Source organism: Microbacterium sp. NPDC019599 (genome assembly GCF_040632175.1).
GTDB lineage: Bacteria > Actinomycetota > Actinomycetes > Actinomycetales > Microbacteriaceae > Microbacterium.
In genome coordinates this window covers 302,463-319,963 of the sequence record NZ_JBEYBL010000002.1, presented here as the reverse complement: position 1 = coordinate 319,963, position 17,501 = coordinate 302,463, and the positions used below count along the sequence as shown (strand labels likewise).

Sequence of the window (17,501 nt, the reverse complement as noted above, 5' to 3'; positions counted from 1 at the left end):
CGTCGTCGCTCCGCCGAAACGGCCGGACCCGTGTTCAACTTTCGACTCCGAGACGCCAGCCCTCCGCGGAGCCTCGATATCGGCGAGCAGGCCGGCCGACCGGCACCGCGATGTTCCGAGTCATCTCGAGGTAGCGAAGCAGCGACAGCGGGAGAGCTCGTCTGATGCGGCCCGTTGCCGTCCGCGGCGTGCCCATGGGGTCCCTCGCCGGGCGCGGCTCAGTCCAGGCGCACGCCTTCGATCTTCGCCTGCTCGCGCTGCAGGTGTTCGGCCTTGTCGCTGGTGGCCCACAGGTCCAGCAGCTCGTCGCCGTCCTTCGTAAGCGCCCCGACTCCGGGTGTCCCCCAATTCACGATGAGATGCTCACGGTTGCCGGCTGAGGAGTCCGCGGACGAGAAGACCTCGCCGACGGCATAGATGGGAAGCGACACACCGTCCGGGAAAGTCAGCGATGAACCAACGAGGTCGCATCCCGGCTCGCCGATCTCCCGCAGATCTTCGACCGGAATGGAGCGGGGCGGGCATTGATCGAGATCATCGAATCCCTGCGGAACGCTGACTCCTGCGCCGCCTCCACTGCAGCCGACAATCGAGCCAAGCAGACCCGCGGCCGCCGAGATGAATACGAGCCTGCGGATACGCGCCATAGTCGAAGACTATTGACTCGGCCTTCCCGTCATTTGCTCTCGGAGCCGTTGGTCAACAGAGACCTCGCAAGCCGGTCCTGATGAGGGCAGGTGTGCGGTGAGGAGCGTTCATAGGGTCCGGTTGCCCGTCCTACGGAAAGCCGTGGATGTGGGCGCGCGCTCGATGGGTCGTCGCTGACACACGCACTTGCCCATATCGAACCAGCAGGCTTGCTGGGAATGCCTGCGCGAATCACGCCCGTAGAGAGCCGTCAGAGCTGACGAGCAACGCCGCGCATTTGCTGAGATCGCCTTGAGGGCACCGCGCGGTCGCCGCGCCCGTCCGGATGTTCGCCTGTCAAGTCGCGGAATCGGAGTTGAGCCGATTGGGGCGCGCTTTGGCAATCCGCCACCCGGCGAGGAAGGCGACCGCCAGGAGCCCGACCGTCAAGATCACCCACCCGATGATCGTGACGCGGGACAGGAATACCCCGCCAGCGCCGGGAACGAACGTCGCATCGGCCAGAGGTTGATATGCGAACCAGCCGAACGTCACTGGAGTCAGCAACCCGACGATCAGAACGACGGCGCCTACCCCGACCACGACGCCGGCAGTCGCCCATGCCAGGATCGATCTCTTCCGCTCGCTCACGCGTCGACACTATCGATGCACAAGGTCGCGACATCCCTACACGCCCCTCGAGCCGGTCCCCGCGTGCAACAAGCAGCAGGATCGACGCAACGCCCTCTCTGAACGGTGAGGTCATCTGTCTCGGAGTCGACAGCGGTCACCGACTCGGCTCAGTGCGGGGTCTGGGTCAGGGAAGCAGAGCGGGAGTATCTGCAGAGGAGCCGACATGGAGAGGGAATATGACGTGGTGACCATCCAAGATGAGGTTCTCGGGGCCGCGGAGCGTCGTGCTGCTGCGCTGGCGGCGGGCGACGAGCGCGCGCTCAGGATGCTGCTTCACCCCGCCTTCGGATGGACGTCGCACACCGGGGAACACTTCGACCGGGACAGCTATCTCGCCGGCAATCTCCGCGGACCGACGCGTTGGCATTCTCAGCTGCTGACGGACCCCAAGATCACCGTGGTCGGCGGCACCGCCGTTCTGCGATGTGTCGTCGTCGACGACGTCACGACCAGTGCTGGACGTTCCGAATATCGGATGCCGATGACACAGATGTGGGTTCGCGCGGGTGGGCAGTGGCAGTGTCTGGCCGGGCACGCGGGACCACGCATCTCGGCGCAGTAACGGTCGTCTACGGCGGGCCGACGCTGTCTAGCGATCCCGCACCAGGTCGTTCGCTGGTGTGTGGTGTCGAGTGAGTGGCGGCCGAGTGGTGATCCTGCGTGATCGCCACTGGCGCGCTCATATCCGCCGTCCTGTCGCCGGCGATTCGGATGACAGGACGGCGTGGGTGTTCGGTTCACCCGTTTGTTGTGCCTTCCTCGAAGCACTTCCGGACGTCGAGGCCGCTCTCCTTGACCTGCGCCAAGATCGCGTCAGCGTCCCTGCCCGGCTCGATGCCGATGTCCTCAAGGCACTTGCGGTACGTGAGGAATGTCTCGGAGTCGTATGAGTGGGCGACCTGCCACTGAAAGTCGACCGGTGCGAAGTCGAAATAACACTTGTCGTACACCGGCTCGAATTGGGCCAGGAAGGAGAACTCGTGCACACCGCCGACAACGCGCTTGCCGGCAAGCTCGGCACCGCCTTCGTTCATGCACTCTTCGAACTTCGCGAAGGCGTCGTCGTATACCTGCTGCGTGACCATGTCGACACCCTCGGGCAGGGGTCCTGCTTCCGGGTTGGTGAATGCTCCTCCGGATGCGGCCAGCCCGCCGAGTGTCGCGAGGCTCGCGCCGGCCAAGAGCGCGCCCGCGATGACCGCCCACACGCCGCGGCGGCGGGGTCGGGCACCGGTCGTGGCGACGTGGGTGACAAGTGCTTCCCTGATCGCGGTGGCCCGCTCAGGTGTGAAGGCGGTGTTCATGACGTGCCCCCTTCGATGATGGGTGCGGCGACTGCTGAGCGCAGCTGGTTAGGCAGGCGGGACAGCCGCATCTTCGCAGCCGATTCGGACAGCCCGACGGCGGCGGCCGCTTCGCGCACTGTGAGTCCCTCGATCGCAGTCATGGCCAGCAGGTCGGAGTCCAATTGCTTCACCGACGCCAGGGCAACGCGGATCTGCGCTGTTCGGTCGTCCAGGTCGTGATCAGTGTCGGCCGGGTCGGGGGCGAGTGCGGGTGCGGGCAGTGCGGCGAGGAATCTGTGGTAGCGACGCTTGGCGCGGGAGGCGTTGCGTTCGACATTCCGCGCGGTAACGATCAGCCACGGCAGCACGGACCCGTCCACGAATCGGATGCTGCGGCGCTTTCGCCATAGCTCAAGGAAGGCCGCCGCCGACAGATCCTCCGCATCGACCGTTGACGCACCACCGGCGACCAGATGACGGAAGACACGCACATGGTGGCGATCCCAGATGATCCCGAACGCACGCGCATCACCGGCCACAACATCACCCCACAACGCCTGGTCTGACTGTTCCATCACCCAGAAATGTCCGCACCCGCCCAGAACGTCACATCGAGATTCTGCCGCAGAGCCGCCGATCCCGGCCGCCGCCGCTGTCGAGGCAGCTAGGCAGTCGTGGGCCCGGCGCCCACGCACGCGGAAGACGCCTCGGGCGTGAGCCGCACACGGGATACAAGTTGCCGCCGCTGACCGCACTCCCTGGAGCGACCGCCCTGTGAGGGCGCTCGAAGGTCGTGATCGACGACCTATCGCGAGTCGAGAGAATAGAGCGTGCTCGACGACCTTGACCTTCCGACTTCCATCAGCGCCCCCGGCACAAGCGTCGTCATCCGCCGAGCAACGCCTGACGATCTGCAAGCGATCATGCAGTTGCTCTCCGATGACCCGATCAGCGCCGGCCGCGGGGACATCGCGAACGACGACGACCGCCCCGCGTACGCCGCCGCACTTGATCGCATCATTCACGATCCTGGCAACGAACTCCTAGTGGCCGTGAACCGCGACGATGCCGTCGTGGGCACACTGCAACTGACGGTCATCCCTGGGATGGCACGTCGGGGTAGTACCCGGCTCCTCATCGAAGCCGTCCGCGTCGCGAGCACCCAGCGATCCTCAGGTATCGGGAGTGCGCTGATGCGGTGGGTGATAGAACAAGCCGCGATTGATCTTGAAGCGCCGCTGGTGCAGCTCACCTCCGACGCCGCCCGCGACGATGCGCACCGGTTCTATCGCAGGCTCGGTTTCGTCGACTCGCACGTAGGCTTCAAGTTCTACGTCACGCTGCCAGCGTCGGCCGCCCAATAAGCGGCCTTGGGACAGGCTAGCTGGATGCCAACCGGAGGGCCCCAGCGGTGTAGTAGTCCACCCTGCCGTTGGCGTCCTCGACGCCGAAGACCCACTTGCCAGATGGAGTAGCCCGAACATCGACCACAATGCCGCGTGCACCGGGGGTGAAGACGTCGTCTCCGGGTTTGAACGGGCTGTCCGTCATGCGGCTGAGCCTACGCCGGCGAGCGGGAGCGAATGCGTTTGCGCGATTGTCGGTCGCTCAGCGCACGGATCGCTCCTTGGCGGCAGCGCCGCGTTGGCGCTACGCGGCGATAACCGGGACGTCGACTCCGGGGCTGGACATGGGCAGCATCGCTAGGCACGGCAGCCAGAGGTCGGGCGTACCCTTGTAATCAGTTACGTTACGCGTTACGGTTGGTGGGTGATCCGGTCCTTCGGTGACAACGACACTCGAGATGTCTGGCGTCGCATCCGAGTGCCGGCCTTTGGTCCAGATTTGCAGAAGCAAGCGCACAGGAAGCTTCGAATCCTCAACGCTGCACAGAGTTTGAAGGATGCCAACAGCCCGCCAGGGAACCGATTGGAGAAGCTGACGGGCGACCGCGAGGGACAGTACAGCATTCGTATCAACGATCAGTTCCGCATCTGCTTCACCTGGACTGATCTGGGTCCCGAGAACGTTGAAATAGTCGACTACCACTGAGAGGAGAAGGAAATGGCTGCCGACTTTGCACCGGTTCACCCCGGTGAGATCCTCCTCGAGGAGTACATGAAGCCGCTAGGGCTAACCAACGCTGCCCTTGCCCGCGCGATCAGCGTGTCCAAGCCAACGATTGGTCAGATCGTGAAAGGACGGAGGTCGATCACGCCGGACACCGCCGCGCGGCTCGCGAAGGCTTTCGACACAACGGAACGGTTCTGGCTCATTCTCCAATTGGACTACGACCTAGAGGTCTTCGACGACTCGCAGCATCAGGGCCTTGATCAAATCAGGCCCCTGGTCGGTGCGGCGTAGCTGGCCCGCCGGTCTTTCACCGCACGTGGGCCGGTCCCTTCAACGGGCAGTAGGTTCGACGGAGAACTCGGCTTTCGCACGTAAGTCCGCCCCCGGACACGTTCGGGTGAGCCGCGCGCGCTGATAGGTCGTCGTGAAGCTGCAGCCGCGGTCATTCCCCACATGCCGGGGCGTACGGACGAGATCCCAAGAATTCCGCCCACTCCTGCTCGGTCAGCGCGCGTCCCGCAGTCTCACACGCGCGTTCCTCCCACGCCGTCGGCTCGGCGACAACGACCAGCCAACGCCCGTCGGACTGTTCGCGCGCGACGGTGCGTTCATCGACCTCGGCCGGCCCATGGTCCCGTAGGTCGCTGCGAAGGCCCCCCACCCAGTCCCCGAATTGCCACGTGATGATCGCGCCGTCATCTCCGGCTGTCACCAGCTCACCGGTGGGTCGGAACTCGACCGCGGTGACCAAGCCGTCATGATCTTGGAGCGTCTCCTCGACCTCGCCGCTCTCGGCGTTCGCCACCACGACCTCGTTGCCGGCGGCGATGGCCAACTGAGTGCCGTCTGGGCTGAAGTCGGCCACCGACGGAAAGGACGACAGCGTGACGGCGATGGGTGCTGCTTGCCCGGAGGAGTCGACGATGCGCACCGCGCGCTCGCCATCGCGGACGGCGATCCGGCGTCCATCCGGACTGACGGCGAGTATCCCGGTGCCGGGGATCCGATGAAGCTCTTGGCCCGATGTCGTGTCAAGCACGATGGTCGGCCCGAACCCGCTGGCGTAGATGCGCGAGCCGTCCGGTGAGAACTTCACCGCACTGTATTGCCACGCCGGACCGGGCAAGCCCCGACCGGGCAGAGAGCTCGGATTGGAAGTGATCACGCCGAGATCCCGGAGTATCGGGCCGGTCCGGTCGGCTGCGCCGCCTCGCCACAGGGCGACGCTCACGGATGAGTCAGGCCGCGGTGTCGCCGTGAGCGCGGCGAACAGGGATCCGTCGGCCGAGTATTCGACGTCGGTCGCCGGCCCGCCCAGCCCCTCGTAGGTCGTGACGCCCGAGCGGCCCGCGTCGCCGACATCGAGTGTTGCGATCCGGCGGAAGTCGCAGCGGGCCTCGGTGCACGTGTCGGATGTCTCGCTGAACGCGACTGCCCCAGTGACGGGGTCGATCGCCGACGTCACCACTATCTTGAAGAACGGCCCGTACTCCGCGAGCTGCGATCGGTCGTCGAGATCGAACAGGCGCACAACCCCGTCGCTGTCGATCACCGACGCGCGAGTCCCGTCCTCCGCAAGCGACATGCTGCCCGCGGCGACTCCGACTTCCGGGATGCGGGTGATGCTCGTCAGTCGGGGTGCGCGCGAGATGACGCGTACGAGGTTGACGCGTGTCTCGGGATCGTCCCAGATGTGGATGGCTTCCACAGCGAGTAACAGCGCACGGTCGAAGTCGGGCTCTTCCAGGGCCAGCCCAGCGACCCGTCGGGCTTCGGCGACCGTCGCGCGCTCGCCTGCGAGGCTTGCCTGGAACCCCCCGAAGAGGCTCGCCGCAATAGCGACGAGAGCCAGACCGGCTGCGCCGACCGACACCCAGGACAGTCGGCGCACCATGCGGCGGGCGGCGGCGAGTTCTGCGGACTCGTGCGCTGAAGAGGCATCCAGGAACTCTTGCTCGACCGCGGTGAGGGCGGGATCAGCCACATCCCGCCACTGCTGGGCCGCCGCGAGCCTGCTGCCGCGGTAGAGCTCGCTGTCGGGTCGTCCCATTGCATCCCAGGCGGCGGCAGCGGAGCTGAGGTGCCGCATGATGCGTTGGCCCTCGACATCAGCGGCGAGCCATTCCTTCAGCCGTGGCCATTCCCGTGCGAGTGCTTCGTGCGACAGCTGCACCGATTCCTCGTCGGTGGTGAGCAGGCGCGCGTCGACCAGCCGATCGATGACCCGTGTGTGGGCCTCGTCGATCGCGATCCCCTTGCGGGCAAGTGCGCGGTCAGGGAGCTGACCGCGCGCACCTGGGGGCGTCGGGTTCTGGCTACCGCGGTCTGTTCGTGGCGCGGCGGCGGGCGCGGATGTCTTCGCGGATGACGCTGACGATGCTGGCGGTGATGGCGATGCCGAGCAGGATCTGGGCGGTCACGGTGACGGGATTGCCGGCGTCGGAGGTGGAGGCCATCGCCTCGGCGGGGTTGCCCGCTGCGGAGCCGACGTAGAGGACGAAGTCGGTGAACGCGTGCAGCAGCACCGCCGCCCACAGCCGACCGGTGACCCGTCGCACCCAGTAATAGCCGACTCCGGCCATCGCCAGCACGGCCACCTGGAACGCGATCGCCGCGGGCGGCAGCCCGTGCCAGACGCTGCCGAACACGTGGGCCAGAGCGAACACCACGGCGGTGACGAGCATGGTGAGGAGTTCACCGTGCCGTTCCCGGACGGTGACGAGCAGGATGCCGCGCACCACGAGCTCCTCACCGAGGCCGACCAGCAACGTCCCGACGGCGACGATCAGGATGAACGAGATGGCCCGGTCACCCCAGGGGATCGTGACCGCCTGCCCGAGCGGCACCAGCAGCGCGAGCACCGGGATACTGACCAGCCACCAGCGTCGCGGGATGCGCCGCACGGTCGGCGTCTCCTGCCACACCGGCTGCGACCACCCGGCCCAGCGGACGAACGCCAGGGCGGCGGCGATCGCGATCGGAAGGGGGATGAGATGGGACAGCGCGAACTCGGCGGTCGCGTCGTCGCCGGCCAAGCCGCCCAGCACGTTGCCGAGGCCTGCGGCGAAACCAACGTAGATCAGAACGGCGACGAGGCCGATCCAGATGCGGGGACGTACCCTGCGGGTCTCGGTCGTCGGTGGCGATGTCGTCATCGTGGCCTTCGCAGTCGAGATGGCTGACGTCAGGGGCTTGCCACGCCAGCGGGACTGTGCTGCGCGGTCCGGCGTCGTTCGCTGACGATCAGCACGATCAGCAGGATGATCCCGGTCGCGACGACGAGGTAGGTGCTGAGCGTGGGCAGCAATCCGACGATGCTGTTCGCCGGGTAGGTTCCGTGCAGGAGCAGGGTCGGGTCGGTGCTGGCGTGGACGAGCATCGGGGCGATCAGGGTGCGGGTGACGCGCAGGATCAGGTACATGCAGATGCCGAACGCGAACGTGTAGACGACCTGTTCGAGCGTTACGACGATTCCCTGGCTCGTGGTGAAGGCGTTGACCAGGTGCAGCGCGGCGAAGATGCCCGCGGAGGCCAGCGCGACCGCGATCTCGCCGTGGCCGGCCTTGCGCATCATGTTGACCACGAAGCCGCGGGTGACGAGCTCTTCCACGAATCCGACGAACAGTCCCGCGAACAGCCACGTGAATACGAGGACGAGACCGGCCTCGGCGTAGTCGATGCTGAACAGCGCGGCGACGTTGATCGCCAACACGACGATCAGCGCGATCCACATCCATCCGCGTCCGCCCAGCGACTGCCGGGCGAACAGCTCCTTCAACCATCCGACCGACGCCGCGAACGCGATCAGAAGAATGCTGGTGAGGATGATCGGCAGCGCGGTGGCGAAGAACACATCCGGCGCGCTGCCCTTCTCACCCCGCACGTCACCACCCTCCGGCACCACCAGTCCGAGCAGGAACCCGATCAGAAGGTAAACACCGAGGTACAGCGCCGCCAGCAGCAGCGCCCGCCAGAAGCCCCCACGATCCCAGAAACCCTTCCACCCCGTCGACCGATCAGCCATCAACTCCCCCATCCTGATACCCGGACTGCCGCAAGACCGCTCGGCCGCGTGCCTCACCCGATCCTGGCAGATGCGCTCACCTCTCCGGGTCCACCTGCGCGCAACGGAGGGTCGCGGGTTCAAATCCCCGTTACTCACCGCCGATCAGCGCGGATGACGGTCGGCGGGCGTGCGGAAGCCGGTCGCTCTGCGTGCGGATCATGCGCCGGATCCCAGAAGAGACGCGGGCGGTCGAAGTGCCCGGGATGCATCCCCTTGCGGGCAGTGCCCGAGAGCGGGACCGTCGCGCGCATTCGCCGGTTTGCCGGCGGATAGCTCGTCCGTGGCCGCTTGTTAGGTTGTTGCGTGCGCGATGAGGGCTGTGCCGGCGTGGGTGCGGGTGTAGAGCACTTCACGTCCGTCGCGCCGGCGGACAACGAGGCCGGTGCGGCGCAGGGCTGCCAGGTGGGTGCTCACGCCGCCGGCGCTCCAGCCGGTGCGCTGGGCGACGGCGAGCGTTGACGTCGGCTGGTCGAGCGCTCGGAGGATCGCGGCGCGGCGGCGCCCGATGAGTTCCTCGAGTGCTCCCGCGGCGTGGTGATCGCGTTGCCAGAGGTCTCCGACTCCGGGCGGCTGGTAGGTGAGGGCCGGGTCCCACGGGCCATCGACGCGCGGCCACACGTCGAATGCCAGCGCGGAGGGGATCAGCAGCAAGCCTCTGCCGGCGAGGTCGATGTCGCGCGAGGCCATCGCGACCGGCGACACGGTCAGGGCCGCTCCGTCCCAGCGCACGTTCCGGCCCAGTCCGGTGAATGCGGAAGCCCCACCCGCCGACACCAGTCGACGGGCACGACCGGCGATCTCCGCCTCTAGGAATCCGGTCATCCGCGCCCACCACGGATCGATCACCGCGTCCCAGAAGGCGCGCATCTGCTCGACGAGGCCGGCGAGCGCTTCCTCCGGGTCCTCGACGAACGGGCGCAGGCCTTCAGGGACTCCTCCGGGATACGTGCGGAGGACGTCAGCGACCACGGTCGACGGCGGTGTGGCGGCGACTCTGGCCAGTTCGTTGCCGATGTCGGGGTGCGGAGTCAACGGGGCGGGAGCGTTGAAGTTCGGCCAGGTGCGACGGCCCAGCGGATTGACCGCGTACAGCAGTCCGAGGTCGAGCGAGCCGATGCGGGATGAGGCGGCTTGGATGAAACGACGATGCTCCGGGAACTGACCGGGGAGCCGCAGCACGTAGGTCGCCGCGCTGAGCTCGATCAACGGCGCGATCGCGAAACGGGTGCGCAGCAGGTCGTCGCGTCCGAACCGGAATCGGACAGCGGACTCCGTCTCGGTCATGGATTCAGAATAGTCAGAATCCGTTGCCTGAGTGCTGCGTCAACCGGAAGCCTGGAAGGGCACGCAACCAAGCAGAGGAGGATTCCATGAGCAAGGTAGTGATGCACAACGTGGTGTCCGTCGACGGGTTCATCGCCGACGACAACGACGACATCGGCTCGCTCTTCGACTGGTACTTCGCCGGGAACGTGCCCCTCGGCGGATTCCGGGTGACGCCCCAGTCGGCGAGCTATCTCGAATCGACCTGGGCGGCGACAGGATGCCTCGTCATCGGTCGACGGCTGTTCGACCTCATGAACGGCTGGGAGGGGACACCCCCGGCGGGGATCCCGCACGTCGTGGTCGTCTCGCACCGTCAGCGCCCCGAGCAGTGGTATCCCGACGCCCCGTACGAGTTCGTGGAGGACATCTCGACGGCGATCGACCGCGCCCGTGAACTCGCGGACGGCAAGGACGTCGGCGTCGCCGCGGGCCTTGTGGGCGGGCAGTGCTTCGCGGCTGGGCTCGTCGACGAAGTCGCGATGGATGTCGCGCCCGTCGTCTTCGGCTCTGGACGCCGCTTCTTCGGCGATCTCGACACCCCCCGGCTGCTCGAAGACCCCGACGTCGTCATCCAAGGTGGCAGGGTGCTCCACCTCCGCTACCGCGTACGCCGCGCGTAACCAGCGGAGTCACCGGCCACGACCCCACCCGACCCCGACGGCGACGCACCCCGATGCTGCCCACCGACCAGACTCACCGACCGCCGCGGGATCCCTGTGCGGCCGGGGCACTTCTGCCGGGGCCTGTCAAGGCCGTCCCACGGAGACTGCACTGAGGGGAAGCATGGTCCCCATGGGATTGCTCTGGGACGGATAGGGAGGATCGGGCCATGAGAATCGCGGTCGCCGGCGGAACCGGAACGATCGGGACCCACGTCGTCGAGATTGCGGTGGAGCGCGGGCACGATGTCGTGGTGCTGTCGCGAAGCAGCGGTGTCGACCTGGTTCACGACGAGGGCGTCGCGGAAGCGCTGCACGGCGTCGACGTGGTCATCGACGTCGCCAACATCGCCACGATGAACGGACGTGAGGCGACGGAGTTCTTCGAGGTGACCACCCGCGTGCTGCTCGCGGCGGAGGCCCGGGAGGGTGTCCGGCACCATGTGACGCTCTCCATTGTCGGAATCGACGGGATCGATGATGGCTACTACGGCGCGAAGCTCGCGCAGGAGCGCGCGGTCCAGGCCGGCCCGATACCGTGGACCATTCAGCGCGCCACACAGGTTCACGAGTTCGCGCGGCAGGTGTACGGCGGGGCCAAGATCGGCCCCGTGCATCTCGCGCCGCGCATGCGCACCCAGCCGATCGCGGCCCGAGAAGTCGCCGAGCGTCTGGTCGACCTCGCCGAGGCCGGACCCGCCGGGCGTGTCACGGACCTCGCCGGGCCGCGCGAAGAGAGCCTCGTCGAGATCGTCAGGGCGTATGCCCGGACGCACGGGTCACACGCCTGGATCCCGGCGGTGTCGCTCCCCGGGGCCATGGCGAAGTCCCAGCGCGACGGCTCATCGCTTCCCGCCCCCGGAGCGATCATCGGCCACCAGACCTACGACGAGTGGCTCGCCGAGAGCGACTGACGCCAATTCTCACCGTAGCAAGGCGACACGTTCCGCTCGCCAGCGCGACGAGCCTGTCGCGTCCAAGTCGTATCGGACCGCCCACTCATGGACGGAGAGCCCCCACAGCCTCACCAAGGCGCGCGTGCAGCCGGGATCCTCATTCGGGCACTGCACGATAGAGGGACCCCGCCGAGCGAAACCTGACCCCGCGCGGTGGTGCGGTCTGCCGCGTGTGAGGTGCGCCCTCTTACCGGGGGCGGCAAGCCATCAGCGGCGATGATGACGGTAGTCTCCACCCGCTCGGAAGTGGAGTCGACGAGCTCTTGGTTGCGCAACGCATTGAGGTGACGGCCACGGTACGGGCGTCAGGACCCCGGATACGGTTTACTCGTCCAATGGGCGTGGTGGAGACGGGCAAACTGCCGGTGGGGAAACGGGCGCGTGCGGCGTTCGTGGCAGCCCTGGAAGCGAGCGACGACCGCGCCGAGCGGCACTATCTGGAGCTGAAGAGCGGGTTCGACCTAAACCGGCGAGCCGACCGCCGCAAGGTCGTAAAGTTCATCCTCGGCGCGGCTCATCGCGAACCTGTCAAAGCTGCCCGACACTTCGAGGGTCACGCCGTCTTGGTGCTCGGACTTCCCCTTGACGGTGTGCGGGGTGTCCCCAAATTCGAGGTGATGGACCTGGAACGCGAGATCGTCGAGTTCGCTGGACCCGAGCCGCCGGTCTGGGACATCGACACCATCGCCGTCGACGGGGGCCGGGACATCGTCCTCATCATCGTCGACCCGCCCACCGGGAGGATCTGGCCAGTCCTGAAGGATGGGGAGCCGCTCTGGAGCGGAGACATCTATATGCGGGCGGATGGTCAGACCCGCAAGGCAAACGGACCTGAAGTAGTTGCGATGCTCTCACGGGCGGCGACGCCCGGTAGCGTGCTGGATGTAGCCGTGGAGCCGGTGGGTGGGGTCGAGGCATACGTGGTGGACGACGACGAGCTGCGGGCTTTCGTCGAATGGCATGTCGAGCGGCTGGAGGCGCAGGTGGACGTCGAATCTGCGCGTTCGCCGTTCGGGCTCGTTCAGCCGATTCTTCACACGGACAGGCGTAGCCGCGAGGCCTTTCTGAGCGCAGTGGACGAGTGGGCGGCCGAAGCGTTGGAGGAACCCACCGTGGGTCTTCATGAGCTCGCGGCGCAGATGTCCCGCGCGTTCGCGGTAAAGATCGTCAACAACACGACTGCGTCGCTCAAAGACGTCCGGCTGGATATCACCTTCGACGTCCCGCTGACAGCGCTGGACTGGGAGGACAAGGACGAAGATATTGACCTGTTCGCTGGCCGCCCGCGGGACCGGGGGCAGGAGTCGTTCCTTACCGCAGTTGCCCTCGACCACGGTCGATTGTTCGCGTCAACTCACAGTTCCGACGGTGCGATCCGCATCGACAAGCAGAACCCGACGGAACTCGTCGTGGAACTCCGTCGTCTCCACGCGGAGCAGGCCGTCACGACTCCGGACAGAGACGTAGTTCTGGTCGCCTTTGTGGGCGACATGTCGGTAGCCCCGCAGAAGGTGATCGCGAGCTGGCGGCTGGTGGCGGGCGAGATCAACGAGGTCCTCAAAGGCACGTTCGAAGTGAGTGTGAGCACTAGGGACTGGCGGGGACCTCTACATTCGGTGATCTCACAGAGGCGTGGAGACCAGCCAGTCGTGGAGGAGGCATAGATACGCGGGGAATGCACGCCTTCGACACAGACTCGGGGCTGAGCGTGCGTCAGGCGTCTTCAACCGTGGCGGTGAGTGTAGGCGAGCAAGGTCGCGCCAACACGAGACGACCAGCATTGGCGAGTGCGATCTGGAAGGAGTTGAGGGAAAGGTGTCGACGGCCGAGACCACGATTACTCGCGGATCCCCAGCGCCAACCGACGATGGTCTATCAGCGAGCGAACTGGCCGCTGAGCGATCCGAGCAGGAGATTCGTCTCTTGGTCGGCGATCGGAGTTACATGCTGACGGGCGACGCGAACATCCTCCAGTACCTGGACCGCGTCCCGCGGGAAGTATTCGTTAACGAGCTCCTGGAATACCTGACCTTGCACCTTGTCACCGTTCACTGGGATGCCTTCCTTCGAACCGGCTGCGCTGCGTGCGTCGCTGCCCACGAGGGGTTCAACTCTTGATCGAAGTAGTGCTTACGCTTCAACCATACAAAACCATCACCCCTCGACACCACAGCGACATCGACGGCACCACCAACAGTCTGCGCTTCGTTGATGGATACCCGTCGTTTGAGCGTTGTGAGGTTCACGAGACTTTCCGCCATGGCTCCGAGCTCGTCCTTTGGCAGGAACGCGACACTCTGAAGGAGCGGGCCCTTCACACTCGCTTGCTCGTACTTCGCCATGTGGTCGAGGAACTCGTCGACAGCGGTCGACGACATGTCCCTGATTGAGTCGGTGACGGCTGCGCGATCCGCGGGGGCAAGACCGTCCAGTCGTGCGTCAGCTGCCACCGCATTGCCGACATCTCGTGTCCGCCAGTTGTTCCAGAACTCGATCATCTCGCCGCGAACCTGGTCCTGGATTCCGTCGGTGAAGGACCTGATCATGTCGCCCTGCGCGAAGGACTTGATGTCGCCCGGCAGATAGACTCCGATGTCAGTCTTTGACTCGAGCACGTCGAAGGCCATCAGCCGATCCTTGTACACTGCCTTCGCGCGGAACTCCCGAAGGCGGGGGTAATACTCGGCGTCGCCGAAACCCGCGATGACGACGCCCGAGAACTGACCATCCGCATCGTTCCGACCGAACATCCGATGGATGAGTCCCACGCGAAGGTTGGCCTTGAGGGGGTCGCTGAGCGGGAGATTGCCGAACGCGGCGTCGATCAACGGGTCGAGGTCGGCACGGAGCTGCTGACCGAGGGTTCGAGCCGTAGGAAGCGCGTCGGGCCACGCGGTGATGTCGTAGGTAGTGCGTGCCCTGTCCCAGAAAACCCGCACATGCCGAGCGGTCGTCGCCGTGATTAGCCTGGGCGTTGGCCTCTTGCCCTTGGCGATCGCTTGCTGCAGGTCCTGCAAGACGGCAACCCGCACGGATGACAGATGCGCGAACGCAGTCTGCATGAGTGCCTCGTGTTGCTGGCGCTCCGAGAACAGTTCAGGGTGCAGGCGGATGAACGCCTTGAAATCCTCTACGTACTCATCGAGTGTCGGAAGTGAACGATCGCGCCGCTCCTCCCTGTAGGCCTTGATGATCGTCTCCCATGGCCGGAATGAGAGTTCTGCGCCGTTGTAGATCATGACCCCCACTGGGCGGCCCTTAATCAGCTCGAAGAGCTTGTTGACTCCGTCGTAAACCTTGAGGCTGCCGGCGCTCGAAACACTCACGGCACTGTCGGCTGCGAGCGCGACAGCGCTGCGATTGAGAATCGCGATCTCGGTCGTCATGTCGCTCCTGGGTAAGGACGTTGAGAAGTAACGTACCGGCGCGCGGGGTCAGGGCCGGGCAGCGCGCCCTCAGCCTGGTGGACACAGCCCTTTACGGACGTCATGATGACGTCCGTGTGCGCGAAGATGGAAGCCCGAACCACCACACGGACGCGAAGCTAGTCGAACTGGGGTGGGGGATGCCGATCCTCTCCCGATCCTCCGCCGTAGGTCGGAAAGCCGCGCAGGCGAGCATCGCGCTACCTCGGTGGCGAGGTACCATGCGCTCCCAAGAGCGAGGAGCCCGAATCTTGTCGACGATCCGAACGCGAGGGACCAGACTGCGATACCTGATGGCGGTACCGTGCCCGCGGGCGCGGCGCCCTTCGGCCATAGAGTGATGGGTCAGTTCGATATCGACTTAGGGGCGATCGTTGCTCAATCACGCCACGTTCATCTGGAACGCCGCCGACATCCTGCGGGGCACCTACAAGCAGCATCAGTACGGCGATGTGATCCTGCCGTTCACGGTGCTGTCGCGCCTCGATGCCGTGCTCGCGCCGACGAAGCAGGCGGTGCTCGCAGCGTCAGAGGGGTACGGGCCCGATGACGAGCCGCCGCAGGCGATGCTGCGGGCCAAGGCGCAGCATCCGTATTCGTTCCACAACCGCTCGCGTCACGACCTGAAGTCGCTCACGGGCGACCCCGACAACCTCGAGAAGAACCTGCGCGACTATGTGCAGGCGTTCTCGCCGAACGTGCGCGACATCTTCGACAAGTACAAGCTCGAAGACACCATTCTCGATCTCGCGGCACACGACCTGCTCCTGCAGGTGCTGCAGCACTTCGCGAAGGCGAACCTGCATCCCGACGCCGTGAGCAACGAGCAGATGGGGCACATCTTCGAGGAGCTCATCCGCAAGTTCGCCGAGGCGTCGAACGAGACCGCCGGTGAGCACTTCACTCCGCGCGAGGTGATCGAGCTCATGGTGTCGCTGCTCGTCGATGCCGACGAGAGCCTCATGACCCCGGGGATCGTCCGTGAGGTCTACGACCCCACGGCGGGGACGGGTGGGATGCTGTCGGTCGCCGCCGACCGCATCCACGACCACAACGCCAAGGCGCACGTGAACCTGCTCGGGCAGGAGATCAACCCCGCCTCGTACGCGATCTGCAAGGCCGACATGGTCGTCAAGGGCCAGCCGATCGACAACATCGTGCTCGGCAACACCCTCACCGATCCGGCGTTCGAGGGACGCACGTTCCACTACGGGCTGTCGAATCCGCCGTTCGGCGTCGACTGGAAGCAGTACCGCCAGCAGATCGAGACCGAGCACACCGTCGCGGGTTTCGCCGGCCGGTTCGGGCCCGGGCTGCCGCGCGTATCGGACGGCTCGCTGCTGTTCCTCATGCATCTGATCGCGAAGCTGCGCGAGCCGAAGCCGGGCGAGGCTGCCGCCGTCGCTGGCCGCGGGGCGATCGTGCTGAACGGTTCCCCGCTGTTCACGGGCGGCGCGGGGTCGGGCGAATCGAACATCCGCAAGTGGATCCTCGAGTCCGACTACCTCGAGGCGATCGTGGGCCTGCCGACCGACATGTTCTACAACACCGGCATCGCGACCTACGTGTGGGTGCTGAACAAAGACAAGCCGGCGAACCGCCGCGGGCTCGTGCAGCTCATCGACGCGACCGGCATGTTCGAGAAGATGCGCAAGTCGATCGGCTCCAAACGCCGCAAGCTGTCGGCCGCGCACATTCGCGAGATCACCAAGCTGTTCACGGAGTTCGCCGAGTCGAAGCACTCGAAGATCTTCCGCACGACCGACTTCTTCTACCGCACGATCACCGTCGAGCGCCCACTGCGGCTCAACTACGCCGTGACCGCCACGCGGGTCGAGAAGGCGCTCGCCTCGCGCGCGCTGTCGAAGCTGGATGCCGCGACCCTCGCCGCGCTCCGCGCCGCCCTGCTCTCAACAGCCTCGCCCGCGGTCGCTGAGCTTGTCGAAGCGTCGTCCCGCTTCGTCTCGACGAACCGCGCCGAGTTCACCCGCTCCCTCACCGCAACGCTGACGGATGCCGGAATCACGCTTTCGCCCACCCAGCTCAAGTCCCTCGTCTCCGAGCTCGGCGAGCCCGACGACGAGGGCGAGCTCGTCACGGTTGCCGGCAAGCCCGCTCCCGACGCCTCGCGTCGCGACACCGAGAACGTGCCGTGGGACGAAGACATCCACGCCTACCTCGAGCGCGAGGTGAAGCCGTTCGTGCCGGACGCGTGGATCGACGAGTCGAAGACGAAGGAGGGCGCCGAGATCCCCTTCACGCGTCACTTCTACGAGTACGTGCCGCCGCGCCCGCTGGAGGAGATCGACCGGGATCTGGACGAGGTGCTCGGGCGGATCCGCGTGAGGCTGGAAGCGGTGAGGGCGTGAGCGATAGGCGTCCCCTCAAGC

At 66.0% G+C, this 17,501-nt stretch carries 19 protein-coding genes; 8 read left to right on the top strand and 11 right to left on the bottom strand.

What is annotated here, in order from left to right; translation table 11 throughout:
* Positions 1-218: 218 nt before the first annotated feature.
* Positions 219-647 carry a hypothetical protein gene (locus ABZ477_RS04840; protein ID WP_360128700.1) on the bottom strand — a complete coding sequence of 143 codons (429 nt, stop codon included), beginning with the start codon at positions 645-647 and terminating at the stop codon, positions 219-221.
* 337 nt (positions 648-984) lie between these two features.
* Complete coding sequence (locus tag ABZ477_RS04835) at positions 985-1,278, bottom strand: hypothetical protein (protein WP_360128697.1); 294 nt, start codon at positions 1,276-1,278, stop codon at positions 985-987.
* A gap of 205 nt (positions 1,279-1,483) precedes the next feature.
* Between ABZ477_RS04835 and ABZ477_RS04830 the strand changes: the two genes are divergently transcribed.
* Positions 1,484-1,882 (top strand): nuclear transport factor 2 family protein, encoded by a 399-nt coding sequence (locus tag ABZ477_RS04830; protein ID WP_360128694.1) that lies wholly within the window; start codon positions 1,484-1,486, stop codon positions 1,880-1,882.
* 175 nt (positions 1,883-2,057) lie between these two features.
* Here ABZ477_RS04830 and ABZ477_RS04825 read toward each other — a convergent pair whose 3' ends face one another.
* Entirely contained in the window at positions 2,058-2,624 is a 567-nt protein-coding gene (locus ABZ477_RS04825; protein ID WP_360128691.1) for a hypothetical protein, read from the bottom strand.
* A complete protein-coding gene (locus ABZ477_RS04820) occupies positions 2,621-3,181 on the bottom strand; it encodes a sigma-70 family RNA polymerase sigma factor (RefSeq protein WP_360128688.1) in 561 nt (186 codons plus the stop codon). Before ABZ477_RS04820 ends, ABZ477_RS04825 begins: the two co-directional genes overlap by 4 nt.
* A 255-nt stretch (positions 3,182-3,436) precedes the next feature.
* On the opposite strand from ABZ477_RS04820, the gene ABZ477_RS04815 reads away from it, so the two are divergent.
* Positions 3,437-3,970, top strand: a complete 534-nt coding sequence (locus ABZ477_RS04815) for a GNAT family N-acetyltransferase (RefSeq protein ID WP_360128685.1) — start codon at positions 3,437-3,439, stop codon at positions 3,968-3,970.
* A 16-nt stretch (positions 3,971-3,986) separates the two neighbouring features.
* Here the strand turns inward: ABZ477_RS04815 and ABZ477_RS04810 are convergent, their stop codons facing one another.
* Positions 3,987-4,157 (bottom strand): hypothetical protein, encoded by a 171-nt coding sequence (locus ABZ477_RS04810; protein WP_360128682.1) that lies wholly within the window; start codon positions 4,155-4,157, stop codon positions 3,987-3,989.
* Between the two features lie 219 nt (positions 4,158-4,376).
* Here ABZ477_RS04810 and ABZ477_RS04805 point away from each other — a divergent pair, with 219 nt between their 5' ends.
* Positions 4,377-4,658, top strand: a complete 282-nt coding sequence (locus ABZ477_RS04805; RefSeq protein ID WP_360128679.1) for a type II toxin-antitoxin system RelE/ParE family toxin — start codon at positions 4,377-4,379, stop codon at positions 4,656-4,658.
* 12 nt (positions 4,659-4,670) lie between these two features.
* On the top strand, positions 4,671-4,970 hold the full coding sequence (locus tag ABZ477_RS04800) for a HigA family addiction module antitoxin (RefSeq protein ID WP_360128676.1): 300 nt from the start codon (positions 4,671-4,673) through the stop codon (positions 4,968-4,970).
* 151 nt (positions 4,971-5,121) lie between these two features.
* Here ABZ477_RS04800 and ABZ477_RS04795 read toward each other — a convergent pair whose 3' ends face one another.
* The 4 genes from ABZ477_RS04795 to ABZ477_RS04780 form a co-directional block, all read right to left on the bottom strand.
* A complete protein-coding gene (locus ABZ477_RS04795; RefSeq protein WP_360129811.1) occupies positions 5,122-6,930 on the bottom strand; it encodes a WD40 repeat domain-containing protein in 1,809 nt (602 codons plus the stop codon).
* A 64-nt stretch (positions 6,931-6,994) separates the two neighbouring features.
* Positions 6,995-7,834, bottom strand: a complete 840-nt coding sequence (locus ABZ477_RS04790; protein WP_360128673.1) for a type II CAAX endopeptidase family protein — start codon at positions 7,832-7,834, stop codon at positions 6,995-6,997.
* Positions 7,835-7,863: 29 nt separating this feature from the next.
* The gene (locus ABZ477_RS04785) at positions 7,864-8,760 is read right to left on the bottom strand and encodes a CPBP family intramembrane glutamic endopeptidase (protein WP_360128670.1); all 897 of its coding nucleotides are present in this window, start codon (positions 8,758-8,760) and stop codon (positions 7,864-7,866) included.
* Between the two features lie 276 nt (positions 8,761-9,036).
* Positions 9,037-10,029, bottom strand: coding sequence for a winged helix-turn-helix domain-containing protein (locus ABZ477_RS04780; RefSeq protein ID WP_360128667.1), 993 nt, complete (start codon positions 10,027-10,029; stop codon positions 9,037-9,039).
* Positions 10,030-10,115: 86 nt separating this feature from the next.
* Here ABZ477_RS04780 and ABZ477_RS04775 point away from each other — a divergent pair, with 86 nt between their 5' ends.
* From ABZ477_RS04775 to ABZ477_RS04765, 3 genes are all read left to right on the top strand, one after another.
* Entirely contained in the window at positions 10,116-10,691 is a 576-nt protein-coding gene (locus tag ABZ477_RS04775; protein WP_360128664.1) for a dihydrofolate reductase family protein, read from the top strand.
* A 209-nt stretch (positions 10,692-10,900) separates the two neighbouring features.
* Entirely contained in the window at positions 10,901-11,644 is a 744-nt protein-coding gene (locus ABZ477_RS04770) for an SDR family oxidoreductase (RefSeq protein ID WP_360128661.1), read from the top strand.
* Positions 11,645-12,021: 377 nt separating this feature from the next.
* Positions 12,022-13,350, top strand: a complete 1,329-nt coding sequence (locus ABZ477_RS04765) for a hypothetical protein (RefSeq protein WP_360128658.1) — start codon at positions 12,022-12,024, stop codon at positions 13,348-13,350.
* 211 nt (positions 13,351-13,561) lie between these two features.
* Here the strand turns inward: ABZ477_RS04765 and ABZ477_RS04760 are convergent, their stop codons facing one another.
* Positions 13,562-13,738 carry a hypothetical protein gene (locus ABZ477_RS04760; protein ID WP_360128655.1) on the bottom strand — a complete coding sequence of 59 codons (177 nt, stop codon included), beginning with the start codon at positions 13,736-13,738 and terminating at the stop codon, positions 13,562-13,564.
* Positions 13,735-15,072: a hypothetical protein gene (locus ABZ477_RS04755; RefSeq protein WP_360128653.1), complete on the bottom strand. Its 1,338-nt coding sequence runs from the start codon at positions 15,070-15,072 to the stop codon at positions 13,735-13,737. Before ABZ477_RS04755 ends, ABZ477_RS04760 begins: the two co-directional genes overlap by 4 nt.
* Before the next feature lie 413 nt (positions 15,073-15,485).
* Between ABZ477_RS04755 and ABZ477_RS04750 the strand changes: the two genes are divergently transcribed.
* Positions 15,486-17,480 (top strand): class I SAM-dependent DNA methyltransferase, encoded by a 1,995-nt coding sequence (locus ABZ477_RS04750; protein WP_360128650.1) that lies wholly within the window; start codon positions 15,486-15,488, stop codon positions 17,478-17,480.
* Positions 17,481-17,501 lie beyond the last annotated feature (21 nt).